A 23,036-nucleotide genomic window follows, 5' to 3' on the forward strand; every position below is an offset into this window, starting at 1 on the left:
CCTTGTCCAGTTTCTATCGGCTCTATGGCTGCACCATACGCTGTGATTTTCCCCTGCCGGCGGCAAGGCCCGCGCCGGTCGGACTGGCGGCTGACCTGGTGATCAACTGGGCCGCGTCCCCCACCCCAGGGCAGGCGGAAGGCATCCAGGCAGGGGCTGGGGAGCCGCTGCTGTCCCACCAGCCCGACGGGGCGGTGCGGCTGGTCTGGCCCGGAGAAATCACGGCGGACATTTCCGGTGATGGCCGGGCGGTGCACCTTCAATCCCGGCCAGAGAAGCTGGTATTCCTGCCTGCCCTGGCTGTCGGCATGATCCTGGGGATAGCACTGCACCTGCGCGGCACCCTATGCCTGCACGCGGCCACACTGGAGGTGGATGGCCGGCTGGTCGGCCTCATCGGGGACAGCGGGGCCGGCAAATCGACGCTGGCCGCCTGGCTGCTGCTGCGCGGTGCCACGCTCTATGCCGATGACGTGACAGCCATCATGCCCGACGCCGCCGGCCTGCCGGTGGTGCAGCCCGGCCCCACCGGCATCAGGCTGTGCCGGGACACGGCGGCGGCGTTGCTTCCCAACACGGAGGGACTGGCGAATATCCCTTATCCCGATAAATACTTGTGGGATCTGTCCCGGGTGGACGCACCTTGCCACGATCGATATGCCCGGACCGGACGCGCCTTGTCGGCACTTTACTGGCTGGTGCCGGGAAATCCCGGCGAAGGTGTCTGTGTCAGCGCCCCCTTGGCGGGGACGGCTGCGCTGGGAAAGCTGATGGAAGCGTCATATCCGCCCATGATGCGCCGGATGATCTCCAGCGGCGTGTTGGGGGGCATGGCCCGTCTGGCGGAGACGGTTCCGGTTCGGGTGGTCCGCTACGAGCAGGCATGGGAACAACTGCCCATCATCGAACGGATATTGGCGCGATGACCGACGCCAGCCTCCTGCCGATCCTGTCCATGGTGATGCAGCAACGGCACTGGCCCTTGCCGGCCCCGTTGGCGGCGCTGGCCCGGCAGTTACCGCCGGTGGCCTCCGCCGGCCTGGAATTTCCCCTCGGGGCCGAAGGCCCGACCGACCTTCAGCAACGCATCCGTCCGGGGGACGAGATGGTCATGCTGCGGACATGGCTGGACAGATTGTCGCTTCCTGACGGTTCATCCTGGTCAGGGTTGCGCGCCGCCCTGGACACGGAATGCGTCACGACGGCGTCCGACGAACTGTGGGTTGAACTGGATGCCTTGACGCAGTGGTCGGCGGAGAGTCCTCCCCCATGCCTGTCCGTGTTCCTGCGCTTGCGAGATGGTGGCTTGGACCCGGCGGAGACGGTTCAGGCATTGGCTGCGGCTTTCGGCCTTGCCTTAACGGCTGACAGGTTGCAGGCGCTGGACCGTTGCCTGCTGGCCCTGCCTGCGCCATCGCGCCTGTCCCATCTGGGCCTGATGCTGGGCCGGCCGGGGCGGCCCCTGCGCCTGATCATCGATGCCCTGCCGGCGGACAGCGTGGGGGCGTTCCTGACCGTTGTCGGCCGGCACGACATCGCCATCGCGCGCCAACACCAGGCCGACATCCTGTCCGGTCTGGTGGACCGGTTCCGGCTGGCGCTGACCCTGGGCGACCGCCTGGAAGACCAGATCGGGTTCGAGTGCTTCGTCGGGAGAAGTGTCAGTGATGATCCGCGCTGGCGGGCCGTCTTTCGCCGGCTGGCCGAACAGGGCCGGTGCCTGCCGGAATACCCGGACCGGCTGGCGGATTGGCCAGGCCCCCTGCTGCCCTTCCAGGTAGAAAGCGGCTGGCCGGGCCCGTTGATCGCTCAAGCCCTGGCAAAGGGGCGGGACCGGCTTGGCTGGCTTGACTGCAGGATCAGCCATGTGAAGGTGAACCAGGGCGGTCAGGTGAAGGCCTATGTCGGGTTCGTGGAACAGGAACGGCGGGCCACACCTGTCGACCCCCTCCCCGCATCGGCCGCCCCCGTCCCCCCATTGGCACCTGCCACGGCGGGACCGTCGCCGCAGGGCGGCATGGGGCAGGGGGCACTGGATTTCCTGCTGGGTCAACGGACCCACACCGGCTGGTGGCTGGATTACGATGGTTTCCGTGAAGGAATCAGCGACGAATGGGTGACGGCCTATGTCGGCTGCGCCCTGCTGGCGGCTGGTGTCGTTCCCGCCGCCAGCCGTGCCTGGACGATCTTGTCGGCGCGCACCGATGAGGGACGCGGGGGATGGGGGTGGAACCTGCTGCAACCGGCCGACGCCGACAGCACCATCTGGGCCCTGCGGCTGGCAGAAGGGTTGGGACGGTCGCATGACCCGGCTGCCTGCAGGGGCCTGGCCTTCCTGGGCCGGCATGTGGGCACCGACGGCGCCGTCCGTACGTACCTGGAAAGCAGCCATCATACAGCCGTCAACCCGGACTGGTCGCAGCCGCATGATTGCGTGACGGCCGCGGCCGCTGGCCTGCCCCATCTGGCAGAGAGTGTGCTGCCGGCGTTGCTTGCCGCCCAGCAGGCTGATGGGTGCTGGGCGGGATATTGGTGGGCGGACCCCGCATACCCGACCGCCCTGGCAACGGCCGCGCTGGCTGGTCGGGCAGAGCCGGCCGCCCTCCAGGCCACCCATCGCGCGGCGGCCCAGGCCCTTCGGCGCCTGACGGCGGAAAAGCTGGAGGATGCCTTCACGCTGGCCCTGCTGTTGCGCACCGCGCGTCTGGCCCCTGACTTCACGCCCTCGCATCAGGCGGACGGCCTCGCCAGGCTGGCCCGCCTGCAGCGGCCGGACGGCTCCTGGCCTGGCAGCGCGCGGATGCTGATCCCCAACGCGCAACGGGAACGGGTTCCGGCTACTGATAGGGCTGGCATTTTCACCACCGCCACAGTGTTGTCCGCCCTGGGCGAACTCACAGGTCCGGGAGGACGCCCATGAACCTGTTTGGCAACACCGCCCCGCCGGAAGACTATGTCAGCAATCCCCATGCGTTCCTGGCCGATCTGCAACGGCGCGGGGGGATCGGGTTCGTCGAAGACCGCAACATGTGGGTCGTCTCAGGATACGAGCCACTGTCCCGGTTGTTGCGGTCGCCAAGTGTCGTACCGGGTGGAGCCACCAGCTTTGCCGACCGATCACCGGCCTTCCGGGCCAGCCTTGCCCACCAAATCCGCCTCTGGTTGAAACCGCCCTTTTCCGATGACATCCAACTGGCCGTATCTCCGGCCGTGGCTGACGCGGTCGCCGCCGTCCTGGAAGGCGATGAAGCCGACCTTGTGCCGGCACTGGCACACCGGATCCCGATGCGGGTCATGGCAGCGCTGCTGGGGATTCCGACCGCCGATTTGCCGATGCTGACTGAATTGGGACGGGCTGTGCTGAGCGGCTATGACCTTTCCTGGCCGGGGCGGCTGCCATCGGCAGCCAGGGTGGCACGCGCCCTCATCCGTGCCTATTTCCGCCAGCAACTGACGGCCCGTAACAGCGACGAAGGTCCGCCCCTTCGGCAGGCCATGATCGCGTGCGCCGTGCAACATGCATTGCCCGAGGCAAGCCTGCATGATGCTTTTGGAACGTTGGTCACGGCGGGGGTGACGACCACTGCCAGTGCCCTGGCCAATATCCTGGTCCGCCTGCTGTCCAACAACACCAGCGGTGTCGGGCCTGCCCCGGTTGGGCCGATGGCCATGTGGGCCGATGAATTCCTCCGCCTGGACAGCCCGATTCTGGGCATTCGTCGCAAGATCGACGCTGATCTTGAGATTGACGGATACCAGATGCGCCGGGGACAGGAACTGCTGTTATTGACGGCCGCTGCCAACCGCGACCCCGACCGGTTTGCAGACCCGCATCGCTTCTGGCCCGACCGGCCGAACATGGCCCACCTGTCCTTCGGACACGGCGCTTTCTACTGCCTTGGGGCACATCTGGCACGGCTGGAGATCACCTGCCTGCTCCAGGCGCTGGCCCCCTGTCTGCACCGGTTCCACGCGTCTGCCGCGCCCACCCGCACCCAGGGATGGCTGATCCATGACGTCACCGCCATCCCGGTTTCCATCAGCCCAGGCGTCTGACGCGCCCATCACCCGAGGAACTTGCCCGTGCCCGGAGAATTCCAAAGCCGCCTGATCGCATCCTATGATGCCCAGTTCTCCGGGATGGCGTTTTCCCCCGACAGCCGTCCCGAGGACGGGTTCAGAAACCTTGGTTATTTTACCCCGCAGACCCAGACCCACGGCCAAGCCTGTGAACAGTTGGTTGATCAGATGGTGGGAATGCTGGCGCATCCGAGGGGAAAGCTGCTGGATGTGGCCTGCGGCCTTGGCGGCACCACCCGATGCCTGGCCAAATATTTCGCGCAAGAACAGATCCACGGGATCAACTTGTCGGAAATGCAGTTGCAGGATTGTCGCGGCAGATTGCCCGCCGCCCACTTTCAGCAGATGCCGGCGGAGCGGATGACCTTTGCCGATGCGACGTTTGACGTGGTGGTTTGCATCGAGGCCGCGATGCATTTCAAGGGACGCCGCGCGTTTCTGTCGGAAGCGTTTCGCGTGCTGAAGCCGGGCGGCGAATTACTGGTGGCCGACATGCCCTTCCATGGGGAGCCGGAGAGTTTCACGGCGGTGCTGTCTGACCAGGAGATCTATGGCACGGTGGAGGAGTATTGCAGCCTGTGGCGCGCTTGCGGCTTCACAGACCTGACCGCGCGGGACGTTACCGAGCCGGTCTGGCGCGGCTTCGTCCGCCACAGCCGAAACAAGGCGCTGCACCACCGTCTGAGCGGGCAGCTCGACGGGGACGGATTTGCGCAGTATCTGCGTCGGATCGACAAGATCGATCAGTTGCCAGCACTGGCATATCTGCTGGTCGCGGCCAGGAAGCCCGGAGCAATGTCATGATGACGCCAGAGGGGCCGCCGGTCCTGAACGGCTATGCGCAGGTCCGCGCCGTGCTGATGGATTCCCGGTTCGCCATTCACAAACCCCTGATGGGCACCGACGGCCAGGCGGTCCTGCCGGCAGGGCAGGCCGAGCGGTCGCGGCGGATAGCGCCCCTGTCCGGGGTCTTGGCCACCCACCTGTCGGCCTCTCACGTCCGCCAGCTTTCGGACCTGGTCACCCGGCTGGTCGGGCAGCGGCTGGCCGACGGGCTGGGGCGGGGCGGCATGGAACTGGTGGCCGACCTGGCCGGCCCGGTCCCGGTGCTCGTGATGATGGCGTTGCTGGGCTTGCCGGAGGCAGACATTGCGCCGCTCGCCCCGTTATTCGACGCGATCACCGCCGGGCATGATGTCGGCAATAGCGACCGGGACCGGATGAAGGCCCATTTCGCCTTGCACGCCATCGGTACCTGGGTAGAGGCAAGGAGGGCCGAAGGACCGCCGTCGGCCTTGCAAGGGGCGATCGCCGCCTGCGCCAGGGCGGAGGGAATCCCCGCACCGATGGTCACCTATTGGCTATGCATGTTGCTCTATGCCGGCAGCACGACCACGCGGGACTTTCTGGTCAACCTCCTGGTCGGATTGCTGGAGAACCCGGATGCGGCGTCAGGTCTGGTGGGTGCCAGCCCCACCGCGCTGAAGATCGCACTGGAAGAGTTGCTGCGCCTGGAAGGACCGGTCCGCATGGTTGGACGGGTTCTGAGGGAACCCATGGTGCTGGACGGCCGGGCGCTGCCCGCCGGCGCTGCGGTCTATCTGAACCTGGAAGAAGCGAACCGCGACGCGGCCCAGTTCGCCAACCCCTTGACCCTCGACTTAGCCAGATCCCCCAACCCGCACCTGGCCTTCGGCACCGGCGTCACCTTTTGCCTGGGCGCACAGTTGGCACGGCTGGAAGCGATGGCGGTGCTGCAGGCTTTCCTGCCCCATCTGTCCCGGATGGAGTTGCAGGCAACACCGGCCTGGGGGACCAGCCGGGTGCTGCGCGGTCGGCAGCAGGCCTTAATCCGTTTTCGCTGACGGTGTGCGCGACATCTCCGCGATGGCCCATCGAAGGGCGAATTCCTGTTTGTAGACCGCCTGCAGGTCCGCCGGCGTGAAGACCAGCCCCAGCCTCTCGCCCCAGGCCACCAGATCCGCCAACCCCACCGGGCAGTGCCCCAGGGGCCGCCGCAGATCGTCGTCGGCAAACAGGCGATGAAGAAATTCCAGCGCCTGCGCGCGGCCGGACCGTTGCATCATCACGCCCCTTATCCTCAGTTGCCTCAATCGCCGGCGCCAGCATCCGCTGGCGCCGGCGATTGAGGGGCACGAAAGCGTGACCATCGGTCATGATTTTGTGCCGATGGTATTACTGCCAGCTCGCCACACCATAATCGGATGGTTCAAGCGCGAACAGCAGGCCCCTCTGGATCAGCGCGTCTACCGCCGCCCGCGCGTCGATCCCCGCAAGCGCCTGGGTCAGTTGTCCTGATGTCATGGCGCCAGCGGTGTGCAGAAACGCCAACACCTGCCATTCCCCAGCCGCAAGGACCAGGGGCCAGCCTGCCGGCGTGATCTGGTAACTGCCGTCTTCTTGCCGCTCCGCCGGGATGCGCCGTCGGAATGGGGAAGCAAGAAGGGTGCCCTCGCGGACAACGACCCCCAGATTAAGGGGGGTGTAAGGCACGCGCGTCCGGTCCCAGCGGTCCAGGGCTGCGGCCGTATCCAGCGTATCCGCAACCGCCCGGACCCAGGATTCAACAGCGGTAAAATCTGCACCGGGCTGGACAGGAACGTCGTGCCGGCTGAACTCATCCTCCTGTTTCCCGGCCCACAGCATCGCCGGCAGCTCCCGCACCCAGGGCGGCCGAACCGCCACAGTCAGATGCAGCGATGACGGTCCCACCAGTTCGGCCACATGCACATCCCCCCGGGGTACGAACAAAACGTCCCCGGGCTGAAGGATACCCTCCCATTCTGGCTGCTGAAGCTGGTCCGGGCCATAGCGGCGCGCCTTGACCGGAAATGGCTCCAGCGGGCCCCAGCACCGCCAGTGCTTGGCGCCGGAAAGCTGGAGAATGAGGACGTTGTGGTCATCGGCGTGGGGGGCAAAAGCACTGGCCCTGCCATGGCTCCAATAAGCATTTGTCCAGCAGTCAACCCGCCAATCCCGCTCGATGGCGGCATTCAAGGCGCCGATCGCCGGCACGTCCTCGTCAACGCCGTTCAGCACAAAACTCAGGCCGCGGGCGCACAGGGAGCCCAGCGTATCGGTACGCAGATGCCACCGCTCCCCCCTTCGCATCAACAGCATGTCCATGGGAACTTCGCGCCCCTGCTGGTTGGCGCGGGTGGTGCCGCGCAGCAACCGTTCGGCTGTGATCAGATGCGGGATCAGAAGTGCAGGCAGCAGGTCTGGAAATCGGCCGGCCCTGCCGGGCAGGTGGCAGCGGGTGTTGCCCAACCAGGCCTGCCGCAGCCGGGCTTCATCGGTCTTGCCCATTATCCGGTCCAGCATCGTCTTCCAGCCCTTGGTCTTGCCAGTCACTCAGGATTGCGGGGCGGGATTGCCGGTTCCCACCCCCGTTTTGGTCACCAGCCAGTCGCCGATGGCCAGCGCGTGCAGCCCGGTCTCACGGAACATCGTGACAGCCTGGGCTGGTGTCTCCACCATCGGGCTGCCCCGGCGGTTGAGCGACGTGTTGAGTAGCATACCAAGGCCGGTGCGTCGGCCAAATTCGGTCAAAAGGGCGTGGTATCGGGCATCGGTCCGTGGCGTGACCGTCTGCACCCGGGCGGTCCCATCCACATGCGTTACGGCCGGAATACGGCTATGCCATTCTTCACGGACCCGAACAACCAGCAGCATGTAGGGACTTTCCCCCTCCAGTTCGAAATAGCGGCCCGCTTCCTCTGCCAGGACGGACGGCGCGAAGGGACGAAAATCCTCGCGGAACTTTACCTTCAGGTTGATATAATCCCGCAGGTCGGCCCGTCGCGGATCGCCCAGAATGCTCCGGTGGCCAAGGGCGCGGGGCCCGAACTCGGCCCCCCCCTGGAACCAGGCGACCGCGCTTCCGCCCGCCAGCAAATCCGCGACATCTCCCACCAGATCGGTGGGACGTCGCACCGACACCCCATCGCCAAGGCCGGACAGGGCCCGCAGGATTGCCGGCTCGCCATAGGCCCGACCGAAGAAGGTGCCGCCATCATGGCGAACCCGGGGGCCGCCCAGCACCTGGGCCCAACCATGGAAGGCACAGCCGATCGCCAGTCCGGAATCATCGGCAGCCGGCGGCACGAACAGGCGGCAAATGGGGGTTTCCTCCAGAATGCGCCGGTTTGCCACGGCGTTCAGGGCCACCCCGCCGGCAAAACACAGGTCAGGGTGATCCGCCAGCCTATGCCGGTGGCGGACCAGATATAGCAGGGACTCCTCCACCTGCGTCTGCACCCGGCGCGCCAGGTCAGCAAAGTATTGGAAGCGATTCTTGAAGTCGCCTTCACCGGTGAAGGGCGCCCCATAGTCCCGAACCCATTCCTCATCGACGAAGACGCGCCCATCCTGGGACCGAAAGATTGGCGGTTCGCCTGGGTTTGCCTTTCCATAAGGCGCCAATCCCATCAGCTTGCCCATGTCGGACGTGCCGCCAAGGCAATAGTGGCTGGCACTCATATACTGCCCGCCAATAGAATGGCGGGTGGTCGGGGGATGAAGCAGGTGACGGGATTGATAAGGCCGCCCCCAGGGGGAAAAATCCTTATAAAGAGCCCGCAGCCGCCCCCCGGCTGCGGAATAGAAACTGTCCTTTTCGCACCAAAGCCAGGGAACCTCTTCTGGCGGGCGTTCTGCAATGAAGCTGCCGGCCAGGTCGGTGCATTCATCATAGGGGCTGCCGCATCCGTCGACGACCAGGACGGAAGCATTGTCGAAGGGGCTGAGGAAATAGGCTGCCGTGGCATGGGCAAGGTGATGGGATATGGTCACCACCGGTACGCCCGCGGGCAACTGTCGGGCACCCCTGTACCAGTTGTTGCCGTAATGAAAGTCGCCGAAATTCGCGTTCTGTACGATCAGATCCAGATCTTCCGGGCCAATCCCTGCCGTCTCCAAGCAGTGAGCGATGGTGACAAGGTCATTGCCTCCGTCATTTTTCTTGCCGGTGACCCTTTCCTTTTCGACGGCAGCAATGATCTGACCGTCGCGCAGTAGACAGGCGGACCCGTTATGGGAAAGACCGGTTCCTAAGACATAAGTCGCTTTGGGCATTGTCAGTCCTGATCAGGGCTGGAGCGCTCCGGGCGTACAAGCCCGCCTGTGCGGGATAATGCGCGGTATTGGCAAACCATTGCTCTACTTTCGTGAGATTGGAGGTCACTGATCTGGGTTGGACATAAGCCAAATAATTCACCAACTGCACACCCACGGGCATTTATTATAACATGGGGCACCAGCATCACAATTGCAGTTCAAAACAGGGGCAATATAGCGTTGGCAATGACCGCGTTTGAAGCCGGAAAATTGGGGGCGCGACCCGCCAGACGCAACCGGTGCGAATCAGCGCCACTTGCCCACTTTCCCGCACGTTTGAATTCCACCGTAATCTTACCTTGCTTTACCCGAACCATCAAATCTGCTGCTGATCTTGCGATGTTTGCTCCAACCAAACATCACGCCGAACATCCAGGCCGCGTGAAAAACCCGAAAATCCAGAAATCTTCAATCGGCTTTTTCAACAGACCCTGACCTTTGGCATTATACGACTAGTCGTCACCGAATAACCCAAGTCCACCCTCGTACGGATCCGTGTTTTCCTGGAATTTCTTTTTATCTTCTTTATTTTTCTTAGCTTCCTCTATCTTTCTTTGACGTTCTTGTGACTCGCGGGCCCTGACCAGTTCATCATTGTTGCTCCGTGATTTCCACAGGTGGTCCTCGGCTTCAACGAAGCGGACTTCGCTCACTGTGTGCCAGAAACTGGCGAAGCCTTCACGCTTCAGCACCACATTGGGAATGCCGCCTTCACCCCCGCGCCCGCCCGCTTGGCCCTCATTCTTCAGGTTGGGGTTGCCCATGAACGCTGCGGGCTTGCCGCCCTCATAGGGTGCCTGAACATGGCAATAATCGGTGAGGAAGCGCAACATCTCCTCTGTTACCGGGATCTCCATCACCCAGTGGTAATCCTTGGGGTCGTGCTTTTCTTCGTTCCCGGTATAGTCCTTGCCCAGCATTGCGGCTTTTTCCCGTTCGAATACGTAAGGCTCGTTCACCGACAGCACCATCTCACCCCGGAGCCCCTTTCCGGTTGTTGGGAACAGCAGGGCCACAATCTCTTCAATAGATTTGGCGCTGGCGGCTTTCTCAAAGGCAGCCTTCTCCCCATCCGACATGCGGCGCACGAGACGTCCGGTGCGGATGCGCGGCAGGCTGTTCACCAGGCTCTCGCGTACGCCACCCCCGAACTGACGTTTATTCAACAACTCCTCCGGGCCGACAAGCGGCAATCTCTCGTTTGGATTGTTGGTACGGCCGTTGACCTCTGGTGGCTTGAAGAGTGTTTCCGACGGCTCGAACGACATGAAATGCGGGGCATCGAAAGATGGCGCACGCCGGAAAAGTCCCTTGGCCTCTCCTTCCAGGAGCGGAAAGCCAGGCAAGTTTGTCCAACCCAGCTTGCGCAATTCCTCAATCGGGTCGAGGGGCTCATCCGTTTCCGCTTCTTTTGGTTTCGGTACCATGCTCCAGCCCTTGTCCACCGTGATCGTCTTGGCCATGGGATAGATCCGATCAGCATAGGCAATGGCGCGATCAATCCGGTCGAGCAGGATCTTTTTGAGTTCCTCCCGTTTCTTTTCCGGGAAATGCGCGGCCGCCATGGCACGATCAATCCGATCGGGGGTTAGGGTGAAGGCCAGCGTGCGGATTGAATCAGCGATTTCCTTGTCTGTGAGATTGCGGTAGGGGCTATTTTCCTTCTGGCGCATGGAGCTGAATTCCTTCACGTCTTCTCCGCTCCACTCCTCCTTGCTCTTAAGGTCTCCCTGCGCGCGGCGGTCCAGCGCGCCGCCATTGTCCGAGCGCACCATGCGCCCACCGACCTTCATCCAGTTGTCGGTTTTGAACAGATCCCAGTTCGCGAACACCATGTCAGTGCCGACATGGCGCGCAAAATCAGGGGACTGCATCAAATCCACCATGTCGGGTGCCTGAACATTTTCGACATAGTCGGTGATCTGGGCAAGCTTGCCCACCGTGTCATTCTGGTCTTCATAGACACGGATCAACTCGGTCTTAAGCGTGCCAATACCGGCAGCCTGGTACAGCTTGTTTGACAGCACTTCGGTGAGGAGGTGATCCTCATCCTTACCGTATTTCATTACCTTCAGGCTATGATCTGGCATCTCCACTTTGGCCGGTCGTGTTGACCCGCTGCTGAACACCATGAGTTCCTTGATCTGGTCTTTCATGTAGGACGGAATCTGTTTACCGGAATCAAGATCAGCGTCGAGATGGTCGACGATAGGCGGGGGCAATTGGCCGATATTGACGCGCGCAGTATCCTGATCCTCAACACGAACATAGGTGTAGAGGGTGGCCATGGTCCAGGCAGCCCCCCGGTTCCCACCTACCGTATGGGTGGGCAGATCGATTTCACGGGTCTGGGGGGTGAAGATACCGGGCTCCGTCTCTCCCTTCGCCTGCCCCATATCGTCTGATTCAAACCATTTTTCCTGATCACCGCGCACAATGGCGACATAGTGCCCGCCGCTCAGGTGCGAGAATGTATTGCGGGCGATGAATCCCTGAAGCTGGTATCGGGGCCCCGGCTGTCCATCATGCATGATTTCCGCCGGGACCGTGAAAGTCATCGGCATGTCGATGGCGTCGTTGGGTGAGGCCCGCCCCACGGCGATGGAAAGGACGGGTGGGAATGACATGGCCCGCCGCGTCACATTGTGCGGGTTCTCGACGCCATCGACGACCGGGCGGTTGGAGACGAATTCTGCCGCCAGTGCTTCTTCCAGCGTCCGTTGCCCGTGGGCGAATATCTGCAATATATCGTGCGACTGGTCATCCGCAGTCGTCTCACCATTATCATATTGCCGGCTTTCGCGCGTCCGCAGCCTTTGGTCCAATGACGGGAGCCGGGCCAAAATTCCCATCAAAATTTGCGTGGCATCCTGCTGTTCCGTTTCTGCGCCTTGGATAATGCCCATCTCGGCGAGAAGCCCAATGACCGCTCGCATGGGTTCGGCGCGTACAGTGCCACCACCGGCGATGACCTGAACCAAGGGCGAGATTGCCGCCTGCAGGCGATGGCCGGGGGAATCTTCCGCAACCGGCGTGATTAAAGGATCAAACAGGTCTCGATACCCCGGTGTGGCGGCGACGAGATTGAGGATGGATGCCACATAGCAACTATTGTCGACATGCTCCGCGCCACGCGTGCTCGCCATCGTGTTGCTGACTTGCTCTCCGGCACCCACCGAATCCAGGTCGTCTCCCGTTTGCATCCGCTGTACAATGACCCGGTTGACGGCCCCTCCGCCGCCATTGGCCGCCACCGCCAAGCCCGCCAGCCTGTTCGTCGCCGCGCCAGTATTGGCAGCCTCCGCCAGTTGTACGATCCGTTCCGTGTGAGGGGACCGGAGGCTCATCCCCGCAGCTTGAACCGACACCGCTGGGGGCTGTGCAGGGCGTTGTTGTTGCTTCGCCATCTCCATATACACCTCCCTGGCGCCCCAAATCGGTCGTTAAGAGGTTTTCAGGCCGGGACAGACCCCGCTGCTGAGGCCAAGAATTGCCAGGCGTCAGCAAAAATTGCGGTATCATGTCTGCGCTGGCCTTGTACCTCATGAGGCGATACGGATCATAGATTGAATTAAAATTACATTTTTTCTCTTTAAGGTAAAGAAAATCTCCATGCTACACCGAAAGGATTGGCGTATCTTGAACAAAGTTCTTCTTGAGGGGATGCGGGACGAGAGAACGACCCCATTTAACCCGCGCAAAAAAAGGGCATGGCAGCTGCTGCCGCCATGCCCGAAGTGCCAACTGATCGGGGAAGGATGATCAGGCGGCAATCTCCAGTTCCTTGGTGTCGCGTGTGGTCGGCACAAAGGGCAGGTAGGAGACACGGATACGTTCGGCCAACTGCACCTTATGTTTGCCGGGCGGCAGGCCGCCCGCCCGCAGCACAGTGATCAGGGCCTTTTCACCGAAATTCCAGCGGTCGCTATATTCGGTTTCCATCTCCTCCAGCGTCCAGGTGCGGCCGCGCACGCTGAACCGGACCTGCTCACGCGGCACGGCCTCCCCGTCGATGGTGACGGCGATGTCTTCCACCATGGACAGGCCAATGCCACGATAATAGGGCAGGCGGGCCTGGAAGGCGAAACCGATGGTGTCGCCACCCTCGGTCACGTTACCGAAACCATCCTCACAGATCATATATTTGTCGAACATGGGTGCGGCTCCTCAGGCGGCGGGGGCGGTGGCGGTTTCGCCGATCAGCTTCTTGAACATTTCCTGCTGGCGGCGCACCTGTTCGATGCTGTCCACCGGGAAGGCATCCTGAATCCAGCGATTACCTTCATATTCAGAGCAGATATAGCCCTTGTAGCCGCCCTGCTTCAGCACCTTGATGATCTCATCATAGGGGATGGAGGGCTCAACCAGATCCTCCGTCATTTCATAGAATTTGGCATGGATGTTCCAGATGCGGTCCATATGGTCCAGCATCCGCTTGGGCTCAAACGCTGCATTGTGGCGCAGCGTGATGGCCATGCCGATGGCGGGGCCGACCCCGCCCATCTTCTCCACCTCCAGGATCACATATTCGCTGAGCGTGCGATCCTCGTAGGCCTTGCAGATATAATCGGCGATATGCGGCGGCACGCCGTCGCGGATGAATTTCGCCTTCCAGACCGGCGGGAACTTGAACAGGAACATGCCCATATCGGGCAGGAAGCCCAGATATTTCGACCCGGATTTCTCAAACGCCTCGGCATGGCGGATGATCCAGGGATGGTCGAAATGCAGGGGCGCGTGCACCTCGATCAGGATGCGGACATTCTTGCTTTCCGCATAATCGGCGCAGGCAACCAGCACATTGGGGTCAATCGACACCAGCGCGCGGGTATAAGGGCAGCCCAGCCGGGCAGCATGGTCAATATCAATCTTGCAACTGGCCACCTGTTCATCGAACGGCATCGGCCGGTCTTTGTACTTCTTATAATCCAGCATGAAATCATGGCAGACAGGCGTGGTGCCATATTTGGCCATCAGCGCGTGCCAATTGTCATAGACGGACTGGTCCAGCGGGTTGGGGTAATGGGGGAAGGTCTGCTCTGAAATCAGCTCTATCCCCTTGGCGCCCATCTCGGCGGAGACCTTGATCAGGTCTTCCAGCGACTTGGTGCCAAGGAAATATTCCTCCTGGTAGCTGTAGAGGCTTACACCTCTTTTGATTTCGTAATTTGACATGGAACTATCCTGTTCTTGGGCTCAAGCGACGGCCCCGCCGGGAGCCGGTGGATAGCGGCGGTCTCGGGGCATTGCCCGATGGGTGGGCGGCCATCGGCCCCGGCGGCCTTGATGCCGCAACAGGGCCGCGATGGCCGTTAAATCATAATTGGAATTATCATTCTTTTATGGGACAATCAATCGGCAGCAGAAGTTTTTTTCTGGGCATCACGGGGAGGGTAGGGCCGTACCGCCGATGCATCGGCGGGGCCGATAGGAGGCATCGGCATTGCCGGCTTAAACCCGGCTGCCGGCGGGGCCTATACCAACAGTAACCGCCTGAAGGCGGGATCAACCCATAATGATACGGAAACGCAATCATGAAGCTGGCAAGTCTTGATCTGGGCGGGCGGGATGGCAGGTTGGCGCTGGTATCGCGCGATCTGTCGCGCGCCGTGCTGGCCGAGGGCATCGCCGATACGCTGCAACAGGCGCTCGACCAGTGGGCCGACGCCGCCCCCCGGCTGGCCTCCCTGTCGGAGGCGCTGAATGCCGGCACGGCCGCTGGCAGCTTCCCCTTCGATCCGGCCCAGGCGCTGGCCCCGCTGCCGCGCGCCTGGCAATGGCTGGACGGCTCGGCCTTCCATGCGCATGGGGAGCTGATGGCCAAGGTATTCAACATCACCAACCCGCAGCCGCATGACAAGCCGTTGATGTATCAGGGCATGTCGCACCAGTTCATCGCGCCGACCGCGCCGGTGAAGCTGCCCAGCGAGGCGGATGGCATTGATTTCGAAGGTGAATATGCCGTCGTCACCGACGACGTGCTGATGGGCACCGATGCGGCCACGGCGCGCGGGCTGATCCGGCTGGTGCTGCTGGTCAATGACTGGTCGCTGCGCACCCTGGCCCGGCCGGAAATGTTGACCGGGTTCGGCTGGGTGCAGGCCAAGCCCGCCTGTTCCGCCGCCCCTATCGCCGTCACCCCGGATGAATTGGGCGATGCCTGGAAGGATGGGCGCGTGCATCTGGATTTGCTGGTGGATTGGAACGGCAAGCGCTTTGGCGCGGCCAATGGCGGGGCCATGGGCTTCTGCTTTGGTGAACTGATTGCCCACGCCGCCCGCACCCGCAGCCTGTGCGCCGGCACCATTGTCGGGTCCGGCACCGTGTCGAACGAGAATTTCCGCGAGGTGGGGTCGAGTTGCATTGCCGAGCGGCGGGGCATTGAAATTGTTGATGAAGGGGCCGCCCGTACCGGTTTCATCCGCTTCGGTGATCGGGTGCGGATGGAGGTGACGGCAGCCGATGGCAGCAGCCTGTTCGGCGCCATCGACCAGCCGGTGGTGCAAGGTTAAGGGGAGGTGATGTATCGGTGAAACCGATCCCTTGTATCCGTACAAACGGTTTTGGTGATTGGTTTGCAGGCCGTATGGTTGGTGCCATGGGGTTCCGTCGCGGGGTACCCCGATAAACCACCCCCACAATAATGACCCGCCGCCACCGGCGGGCAGCAGACGGGCAGCCCGTTCCGCCGCCAAGGAACCGGCCTGTTCCGGGAGGAAAATAGCTGTGGCTTTGATCCGCAATGCGCTTGTTATCGGCGGCGGTATCGCCGGCATGTCGGCTACCCTGGTGCTGTCGCGCCTGGGTATCGCTGTGGATGTGATTGATCGGGATCCGGCCTGGCGCGTCTATGGCGCCGGCATTTCCATCACCGGCCCCACCATGCGCGTTTTCCAGCATCTGGGCATTCTGGAGGATTTCCGCCGCGTCGGTTATTGCGCCGGCAGCACGCGGCTGTTCACCCCCACCGGTCACCTGATCGGGGACGTGACAAGCCCGCCGGTCGCCCCTGGCCTGCCGTCGGATGGCGGCATCATGCGCCCGGTGCTGCATGAAATTCTGGCCAGCCGCACCCGCACCGCCGCCGCCAATGTGCGGCTGGGCGTGATGGTGGATGCCATCACGCAGGATGCCGAGGGGGTGGATGTCCGCTTCAGCGATGGCAGCCAGGGCCGCTATGATCTGCTGATCGGGGCCGATGGCATCTATTCCCGCACCCGCACCCTGCTGTTCCCCGATGCGCCCAAGCCGCGCTTCACCGGTCAGGCCTGCTGGCGCGTCACCACCGCCCGGCCGGACAATGTGACGGGCGTGGAAATGTATCTGGGCGCGCCGATCAAGGCGGGGGTCAACCCCTGCTCGCCCGACCAGATGTATCTGTTCGCGCTGGAAACCATCGCCCCCAATACCCGCCATGACGAAGCCGACCTGCCCGATCTGCTGCGCCAGCGGCTGGCCGGCTTTGCGGGTGCCATCGGCTATGTCCGCGATGCCATCACCGACCAGTCGGTGGTGAATTTCCGCCCGCTGGAGGCACTACTCCTGCCCGGCCCCTGGCACACGGGCCGCGCCATCCTGATTGGCGATGCCGCCCACGCCACCACCCCGCATCTGGCGAGCGGTGCCGGCATGGCGATGGAAGATGCCGTGGTGCTGGGGGATGAGCTGGCCAAGAATGACAGCCTGGGCGCTGCCTTCGCTGGCTTCATGGCCCGCCGTGCCGACCGTGCCGCCCTGGTGGTGAATAATTCCATCCGCTTGGGTGAGATCGAACAGAGCGGGGTTCACAGCGATGAACATCCCCGCCTGATGCACAGCACCATGGCCGCTTTGGCCCAACCTCTCTAAACCAGAATTTACCGGGAGAAGCCCCCATGACCCGCGTTACCGATATCCGCTATGTCGGCTATGCCGTTTCCGATCTGGAGGCCGAGCGCGCCTTTTACCGCGACAAGTGGGGCCTGCGCGAAGTGGCCGAGAAGGATGGCCTGGTCTATTTCGCCACCGAAGGCCATCCGGAACTGTATGTTGTGCGGCTGCGCCCGGCCGATGTCACCCGCATCGATGTCATCGCCCTGGCTGCTGACAGCAATGATGATGTGGACGCGCTGTATGAGAAGGTGGCCGCCGCCGGTTGCCGCATCATCTTCACCCCGCGTGCCCTGACCTCCTTCGGCGGCGGCTATGGCTTCCGCTTCTTCGGCAAGGATGGCATGACGTTCGAAGTGTCCGCCGGGGTGGAGCGCGGGCCGTTCCGCCCCGTCGCCGCCAAGGAGGCGCTGCCGGAGAAGATCAGCCACATCGTCATGCATTCGCCTGACCATAACGGGATGGTGAAGTTCTTCTGCGATGTGCTGGGCTTCCGCGTGTCGGACTGGCTGGGCGATTTCATGTGTTTCCTGCGCTGCAATGAATGGCATCACCGCATCGCCATTCTGCCCGGCCCGCCCTGCCTGAACCATGTCGCCTATGACATGGCCGACATGGATGCGATGATGCGCGGCGTTGGCAAGCTGAAGCGCAAAGAGGTGGATCTGCGCTGGGGCCCCGGCCGCCACACGGCCGGCAACAATACCTTCAGCTATTTCACCACGCCGGCCGGCTTCGCCGTGGAATATACGGCCGAGCTGGAACGGGTGGATGAGGAAACCTGGGTCGCCACCGTCCATGCGCCCAGCCCGGATGTGATGGATCAATGGGGTGCCGGCAGCGGCGGCCCGCAGACCATGCCGCACCCCGCCCCGGATGCCGGCCTGTTCCAGGCGGTGGAGGTCTGATCATGGCGTTGTTCCAGTATTTCCCCAATAATTACATCTGGAATCTCTCGGTCAATATCGCGCTGGAAAGCGGTGGGCGGATCGGGGAGATCGAGGATATGTGCCGCCCGCTGCTGGATGCGGCGGCCCGTGGCGAAGATGCCGGCACCGGCCAGTTCCTGGCCCAGTGGGTTTCCATGGCCGACAAACTGGTGGGGCTGGCGGAAGAAGATGAGGCGCGCGGCCGCGCCTTTTCCGCCGGGGCCAAGCTGCAGCGCGCCTCGCTTTACTACATCACCGCAGAGCGGATGCAGGGCCATGGCCATCCCGGCCGGGCGGAGACCTTTGCCAAGGGCCAGAACGCTTTCCGTAAAGGCACGGCGCTGGCGCGGGAGAACTGCACGCGGGTGGAAATCCCCTTTGGTGACAGCTTCATCCCGGCCTTGTTCACCAAGGCTGAGGGCGTTGATGGTCCCGCCCCCTGCGTGCTGTATGTGAATGGCCTGGATAGCTGCAAGGAGCTGCTATTCTGGTCCTGGCTGCCGCACGCGCTGGCCAAGCGCGGCATTTCCACGCTCTGTATCGACCAGCCGGGCACGGGTGAGGCGCTGCGCGCCAACAACCTGTATGCCACGCATGAAACCGAACGCTGGGCGACGCCGGTGTTTGATTATCTGGCGGCCCGGCCCGATGTGATTGCCGACAAGATTGGCATGGTCGGCATTTCGCTGGGTGGTTATTTCACCCCGCGCGCCGTGGCCTTTGAACCGCGCTTTGCCTCAGGCGCTGTCTGGGGGGCCAACCATGATTGGCGCGAAGTCCAGCAGAAGCGCCTGAAGCGGGAAGGCGAAAACCCGGTGCCGCATTACTGGGGCCATGTGCGTTGGGTATTTGGTGCCCAGGATATGGATGATTTCCTGGCCAAGGCGGAAGGCATGCATCTGAATGGCGTGCTGGACCGGATCAAGGTGCCATTCCTGGTGACGCATGGTGCCAAGGACCGGCAGATCGCCCTTGATTACGCTCACCAGACCTATGACCAGCTGGTCAATTCCCCCCGGCGGGAGCTGAAAATCTTCACCGAGCGTGAAGGCGGGGTGGAGCATGTCGGGGCGGACAATATGTCGTTCGGGCGTGATTACATCGCCGACTGGTTCGCCGACACGCTGGGGGGACGGCTGGGGTAGGGGGGTGTCTTCCTGAATGTCTCCAGGCTTAATGTTTGTGTTTCATAGCCGCTTCACCACCGTCACCCCGGCGAAGGCCGGGGTCCAGGGGCCACAAACGCTTTGCTCTACGAAACTGGACCCCGGCCTGCGCCGGGGTGACGGTAGAAGGGGTGGCGCTGTTTGCAATGAAAACCTGAGAAGGGCAGGCCATGGAAACCCCTACTCCCCCCATGCCCACCCTGACCATCCTCCCCGATACCGGCCCGCCGCAGACCCTGCCGCTTTCCCCCGGCCAGAACCTGCTCAACGCCATCACCCCCGCCGGTCGTGATATAATCACCGCCCTGTGCGGGGGCTGCTGCATTTGCGGCACCTGCCGGGTGCGGGTGGTGGATGGCGATCCCGGTCCGATGGGGGAACGGGAAGCGCAGTTGCGCCGTCAGCTTGCCATCACCGATCCTGCCATCCGGCTGGCCTGCCAGACCCATCCGCCCGGCGCCCTGTCGGTCGCCATCCTCAAACCAAGGTGAAAACCGTGCCCCGTATCATCGATCTTTCCGTGCATCTGGAAAATGACGTACCGGCGGACCCGCCTTTCATGCGGCCCAAGATCCGCTATGCCAGCCATGCCGAGGGGGCGGCGGAATATTGCCAGATGTTCCCCGGCCTGACGGTCGACCAGCTGCCCGATGGTGAAGGCCCGGCGGCGGAATGGGTGGAGCTGACCACCCATAACGGCACCCATATGGATGCGCCCTGGCATTACCATTCCACGATGGATGGCGGCAAACGCGCCATCACCATCGACGAGGTGCCGCTGGACTGGTGTTTCCGCCCCGGTGTGAAACTGGATTTCCGTCATCTGCCCGACGGCCATGTCGTCACGGCGGCAGAGGTGGAGGCCGAGCTGGCCCGCATCGGCCATGTACTGCAGCCGCTGGATATCGTGCTGGTGAACACGGCGGCCGGTGCCGCCTATGGCCAACCGAATTTCCTGGCCAAGGGCTGCGGCATGGGGCGGGAAGCGACGCTCTATCTGGTGGAACGCGGCGTGCGCGTCACCGGCATTGACGGGTGGAGCTGGGATGCCCCGTTCCCCTTCACGGCGGCCAAGTTCAAGGAGACCGGCGACGCGTCGCTGATCTGGGAGGGCCATTATGTCGGCAAGGATGTCGGTTACTGTCACATGGAAAAGCTCTCCAACCTGGAAAGCCTGCCGCCGCAAGGCTTCACCGTCGCCTGCTTCCCGGTGAAGGTGCGCGCAGCCAGCGCCGGCTGGACGCGCGCCGTGGCGATCATGCCGGATTGAAGGGGAAGAAGATTGTCTGTCCGGAAAGCGATTGGGGGGCCTCCACACACGCACCGGGGTTGTCGGCGGTAAAAGTTCTAAGTCACGCCGCCATTTGCCCAGCGCACGGCGTCGGGGCAGGGGCGGATCAGCCGCGCCATCCGCGCGGAAGCCTGGCAGTCGCCGGCCAAGGCGGTGGAGCAATTGCGACCGGCCAAAGCCGGGGTGATCCGCCGCAGACCCCATGCTCGACAGGGCTTGGATTGTGGCGTATTGGCTAGAGCGGATTCATCCAGAACCACTTGCATTCGACTAAACGCAAGTGGTTCTGGGGTCGGTCCAATGTCCGAAGGCGTTGGCTTCCGCCGCCGGCACGAGATGGGGAATACACGCGGTTACCATGGAAATGAACGTGAGGCTCACGGCTGACGATCCCATGATTTTCGGCTGGCGGATCCGCAGCCGGCGACCGCTTCCCTTACTGCCAGACTGGGACGGGCAGGACACCACCTCCCCCATCACGGTCGCTTACGGTTCGGTTCCGTTCCCCGGCGGGGTTCCGGTGTATTCCACCGATCACGCCGATCTCCATTCCGGTGGCCGCGTCGTGTTCCGGCCTGTCGCCGGACCGCGTATTCTGGTCGAAAGCGGCAGCCAGATCATCGTGGAACCCGGCGGTTATACGGATACCGAGCTTCAGAGCTGGCTGTTCAACATGGCAATCGCCTCGGTCTGCCATCACCGGGGCCGTCCTCCCTTGCACGGTGCGGTCGTCGCTGTCGGCGGACGGGCGGTGGTTCTGGCCGGCAACAGCGGGAATGGAAAATCGACGACCACCTGGGCGATGCTGCAACGCGGCCACCGGCTTATGAGCGACGATCTGGCCGTCATCGACCCGGAGACGATGATGGTCCGGCCCGCTTTTCCATCGGTTAAACTCTGGACAGCGGCGGCACCGGGGCTATCCTTCGACCCCCATCTGCGGTCGTCGCCCCATAAGGACAAGTTCTTCGTCCCCGTGCCTGACCGTTTCCAAACGTCCCCCCTGCCTCTTGGTCTGGTCATCGCCCTGCAAAAAGACCTGGGCATCAGCCGACCGGCCGTGCACCGCGTTCCTCCCCCCATAGCCGCCGCACAATTGCAGAACCATGTCCAGGGGCGCCGGATCGGTCTTGCCCTGGACGGCGCGCGGACGGCCTTCGATCTGACCGTAGCCATCGCACGGGCCGTCCCATTCTTCGTGCTGCGCCGCCCGGATGACGTAGCCGGTCTTGACGACATTTGCGCTACCATTGAGGCGCTCGCCGAAACGGCGCAGAGAGAGGCTGGGCCATAGGCACAGGGTCTGCCCGCATTTTTCCCTCAATCCCTCACGCCGGGTTCACGGACGGATAAAGGACAAATCAATGATCGGCGGATTGCGCGCACTGATTCATCCCCATGATCCGGCAGACCTGGACCGGGCGTTCGTGGAAGAGAAGCGCCTGCATCTGCGGACCGGACGCAGTGCCGACTTCGCCGCGCTGATGCCGTGGACCACCTTCAACGGGCTGCTCTCATCGCAACGGTTCGCCACAGGTCAGGGCAGGGTCGTGCGCAACAGCCAGGATCTGCCTGCCGACATGTATATGGTCATGAGAAAGGCGGACAGGGTGGAACCCGGCGGCCGCAAGCTGGAACCGGCGGCGTTGCAGGCATTGTGTCGCCAAGGCGTCAGCATCGCCTTCAACAGCGTCAATCTGGACGTGCCGCGGATCGGGGCCCTAGCCGCCGCCCTCGAACGCCGATACCGTGTTCCGATTGCGGTCAACGGCTACGCCACTTTTGAGCGGGGAAACGCCTTCAAGCCGCACTGGGACAGTCACGACGTTCTGGTGCTGCAAATTCACGGAACGAAACATTGGTGGTGTTACGGGGATCATAAGCAGCGTCATCCTGTGACCTCGCGCGTCTTCGACCATGTGGACGAACTGGGTCCGGTGGAATGGGAAGGAACGTTGCAGCCGGGCGATATATTATACGTTCCCAATGGCGACATTCACCGAACCAATGTTACCCAGGGCGCCTCGCTGCATCTGACCGTTGCGTTGAACCGTCCGCGTGGCCAGAGCTTTGCCCGCTGGCTGGCCGAGCGGCTGGAGGAACATGAGGTGGGTCGGCAGCCTATCGCTTCCTTTGCCACACCCGACGCCCGCGCCCATCAGCAGATGGACATCGGTGGCTTGCTGCGGAAAGTCTTGGAAAATACCAGCCTCGACGCGTTTCTTGCCGATGAGGATACCGTCCAGCAACCCTATCGTCCCTGCAACCTCGGCTTCAGCCAGGATCTGGAGACCGCCGATTGGGAGGTGCTGCCGGCCTTGCGCCGTCACCCGTCCCTGCCTGCGGATGGACCCGCGGATTTCATGGCGGGTACCGTCAGGGTCCGGCTGACCGCAGCGGAATGCCGGGTTCTGTCCTGGCTTTTGGCCCGGGACGGTGCGCGCCTTGGCGATCTTCGCAAGGAATGGTCATCGCTGGTTCAGGGCGGCATCATTCCGGTCGTTTCTGCACTCGCTGACAAGTCCCTGGTCTGGCTTTTGCCCCCCATGGGCGATTAGGGAG

Annotated in this window: 20 protein-coding genes; 14 read left to right on the forward strand and 6 right to left on the reverse strand. The window is 63.0% G+C overall.

Annotated elements, in window-relative coordinates; translation table 11 throughout:
* Positions 1-2: 2 nt before the first annotated feature.
* From GE253_RS23325 to GE253_RS23345, 5 genes are read left to right on the forward strand one after another with little or no spacing between them, the layout of a single operon-like run.
* Positions 3-926: a hypothetical protein gene (locus GE253_RS23325; protein ID WP_153206558.1), complete on the forward strand. Its 924-nt coding sequence runs from the start codon at positions 3-5 to the stop codon at positions 924-926.
* Positions 923-2,920 (forward strand): hypothetical protein, encoded by a 1,998-nt coding sequence (locus tag GE253_RS23330; RefSeq protein WP_153206559.1) that lies wholly within the window; start codon positions 923-925, stop codon positions 2,918-2,920. The genes GE253_RS23325 and GE253_RS23330 overlap by 4 nt, the downstream gene beginning before the upstream one ends.
* A complete protein-coding gene (locus tag GE253_RS23335; protein WP_153206560.1) occupies positions 2,917-4,056 on the forward strand; it encodes a cytochrome P450 in 1,140 nt (379 codons plus the stop codon). The genes GE253_RS23330 and GE253_RS23335 overlap by 4 nt, the downstream gene beginning before the upstream one ends.
* Before the next feature lie 27 nt (positions 4,057-4,083).
* Positions 4,084-4,884 (forward strand): class I SAM-dependent methyltransferase, encoded by an 801-nt coding sequence (locus GE253_RS23340; protein ID WP_153206561.1) that lies wholly within the window; start codon positions 4,084-4,086, stop codon positions 4,882-4,884.
* On the forward strand, positions 4,881-5,945 hold the full coding sequence (locus GE253_RS23345; RefSeq protein ID WP_153206562.1) for a cytochrome P450: 1,065 nt from the start codon (positions 4,881-4,883) through the stop codon (positions 5,943-5,945). The genes GE253_RS23340 and GE253_RS23345 overlap by 4 nt, the downstream gene beginning before the upstream one ends.
* On the opposite strand, the gene GE253_RS23350 is transcribed toward GE253_RS23345, so the two are convergent.
* The 3 genes from GE253_RS23350 to GE253_RS23360 all read right to left on the reverse strand — a co-directional run bounded on the left by GE253_RS23350 (position 5,928) and on the right by GE253_RS23360 (position 8,895).
* Positions 5,928-6,167 carry a hypothetical protein gene (locus GE253_RS23350; protein WP_153206563.1) on the reverse strand — a complete coding sequence of 80 codons (240 nt, stop codon included), beginning with the start codon at positions 6,165-6,167 and terminating at the stop codon, positions 5,928-5,930. The two genes, GE253_RS23345 and GE253_RS23350, sit on opposite strands and share 18 nt — an antisense overlap.
* Positions 6,168-6,276: 109 nt before the next feature.
* Positions 6,277-7,371 carry a cupin domain-containing protein gene (locus GE253_RS23355; protein ID WP_173012797.1) on the reverse strand — a complete coding sequence of 365 codons (1,095 nt, stop codon included), beginning with the start codon at positions 7,369-7,371 and terminating at the stop codon, positions 6,277-6,279.
* An 84-nt stretch (positions 7,372-7,455) separates the two neighbouring features.
* Entirely contained in the window at positions 7,456-8,895 is a 1,440-nt protein-coding gene (locus GE253_RS23360) for a carbamoyltransferase C-terminal domain-containing protein (RefSeq protein ID WP_348770938.1), read from the reverse strand.
* On the opposite strand from GE253_RS23360, the gene GE253_RS26375 reads away from it, so the two are divergent.
* Positions 8,869-9,120 (forward strand): hypothetical protein, encoded by a 252-nt coding sequence (locus GE253_RS26375; RefSeq protein WP_247878836.1) that lies wholly within the window; start codon positions 8,869-8,871, stop codon positions 9,118-9,120. The two genes, GE253_RS23360 and GE253_RS26375, sit on opposite strands and share 27 nt — an antisense overlap.
* A gap of 551 nt (positions 9,121-9,671) precedes the next feature.
* Here the strand turns inward: GE253_RS26375 and GE253_RS23365 are convergent.
* The 3 genes from GE253_RS23365 to GE253_RS23375 form a co-directional block, all read right to left on the reverse strand.
* Positions 9,672-12,632, reverse strand: coding sequence for a hypothetical protein (locus tag GE253_RS23365; RefSeq protein WP_153206566.1), 2,961 nt, complete (start codon positions 12,630-12,632; stop codon positions 9,672-9,674).
* A gap of 349 nt (positions 12,633-12,981) precedes the next feature.
* Positions 12,982-13,374 (reverse strand): DUF6379 domain-containing protein, encoded by a 393-nt coding sequence (locus GE253_RS23370; protein ID WP_153206567.1) that lies wholly within the window; start codon positions 13,372-13,374, stop codon positions 12,982-12,984.
* Positions 13,375-13,386: 12 nt separating this feature from the next.
* On the reverse strand, positions 13,387-14,394 hold the full coding sequence (locus tag GE253_RS23375; protein ID WP_153206568.1) for a TIM barrel protein: 1,008 nt from the start codon (positions 14,392-14,394) through the stop codon (positions 13,387-13,389).
* Between the two features lie 359 nt (positions 14,395-14,753).
* On the opposite strand from GE253_RS23375, the gene GE253_RS23380 reads away from it, so the two are divergent.
* From GE253_RS23380 to GE253_RS23415, 8 genes are all read left to right on the forward strand, one after another.
* The gene (locus GE253_RS23380) at positions 14,754-15,731 is read left to right on the forward strand and encodes a fumarylacetoacetate hydrolase family protein (protein ID WP_153206569.1); all 978 of its coding nucleotides are present in this window, start codon (positions 14,754-14,756) and stop codon (positions 15,729-15,731) included.
* Between the two features lie 214 nt (positions 15,732-15,945).
* Complete coding sequence (locus tag GE253_RS23385) at positions 15,946-17,067, forward strand: FAD-dependent oxidoreductase (RefSeq protein ID WP_211101561.1); 1,122 nt, start codon at positions 15,946-15,948, stop codon at positions 17,065-17,067.
* Between the two features lie 26 nt (positions 17,068-17,093).
* Positions 17,094-17,996: a VOC family protein gene (locus GE253_RS23390; protein WP_153206570.1), complete on the forward strand. Its 903-nt coding sequence runs from the start codon at positions 17,094-17,096 to the stop codon at positions 17,994-17,996.
* A gap of 2 nt (positions 17,997-17,998) precedes the next feature.
* Positions 17,999-19,162, forward strand: a complete 1,164-nt coding sequence (locus tag GE253_RS23395; protein ID WP_153206571.1) for a prolyl oligopeptidase family serine peptidase — start codon at positions 17,999-18,001, stop codon at positions 19,160-19,162.
* A 191-nt stretch (positions 19,163-19,353) separates the two neighbouring features.
* Positions 19,354-19,674: a 2Fe-2S iron-sulfur cluster-binding protein gene (locus GE253_RS23400; protein WP_153206572.1), complete on the forward strand. Its 321-nt coding sequence runs from the start codon at positions 19,354-19,356 to the stop codon at positions 19,672-19,674.
* Positions 19,675-19,679: 5 nt separating this feature from the next.
* On the forward strand, positions 19,680-20,453 hold the full coding sequence (locus tag GE253_RS23405) for a cyclase family protein (RefSeq protein WP_348770939.1): 774 nt from the start codon (positions 19,680-19,682) through the stop codon (positions 20,451-20,453).
* Positions 20,454-20,832: 379 nt separating this feature from the next.
* The gene (locus GE253_RS23410) at positions 20,833-21,768 is read left to right on the forward strand and encodes a hypothetical protein (RefSeq protein WP_153206573.1); all 936 of its coding nucleotides are present in this window, start codon (positions 20,833-20,835) and stop codon (positions 21,766-21,768) included.
* 70 nt (positions 21,769-21,838) lie between these two features.
* On the forward strand, positions 21,839-23,032 hold the full coding sequence (locus GE253_RS23415) for a cupin domain-containing protein (RefSeq protein WP_153206574.1): 1,194 nt from the start codon (positions 21,839-21,841) through the stop codon (positions 23,030-23,032).
* Positions 23,033-23,036 lie beyond the last annotated feature (4 nt).

This window comes from Niveispirillum sp. SYP-B3756, from assembly GCF_009495745.1.
GTDB lineage: Bacteria > Pseudomonadota > Alphaproteobacteria > Azospirillales > Azospirillaceae > Niveispirillum.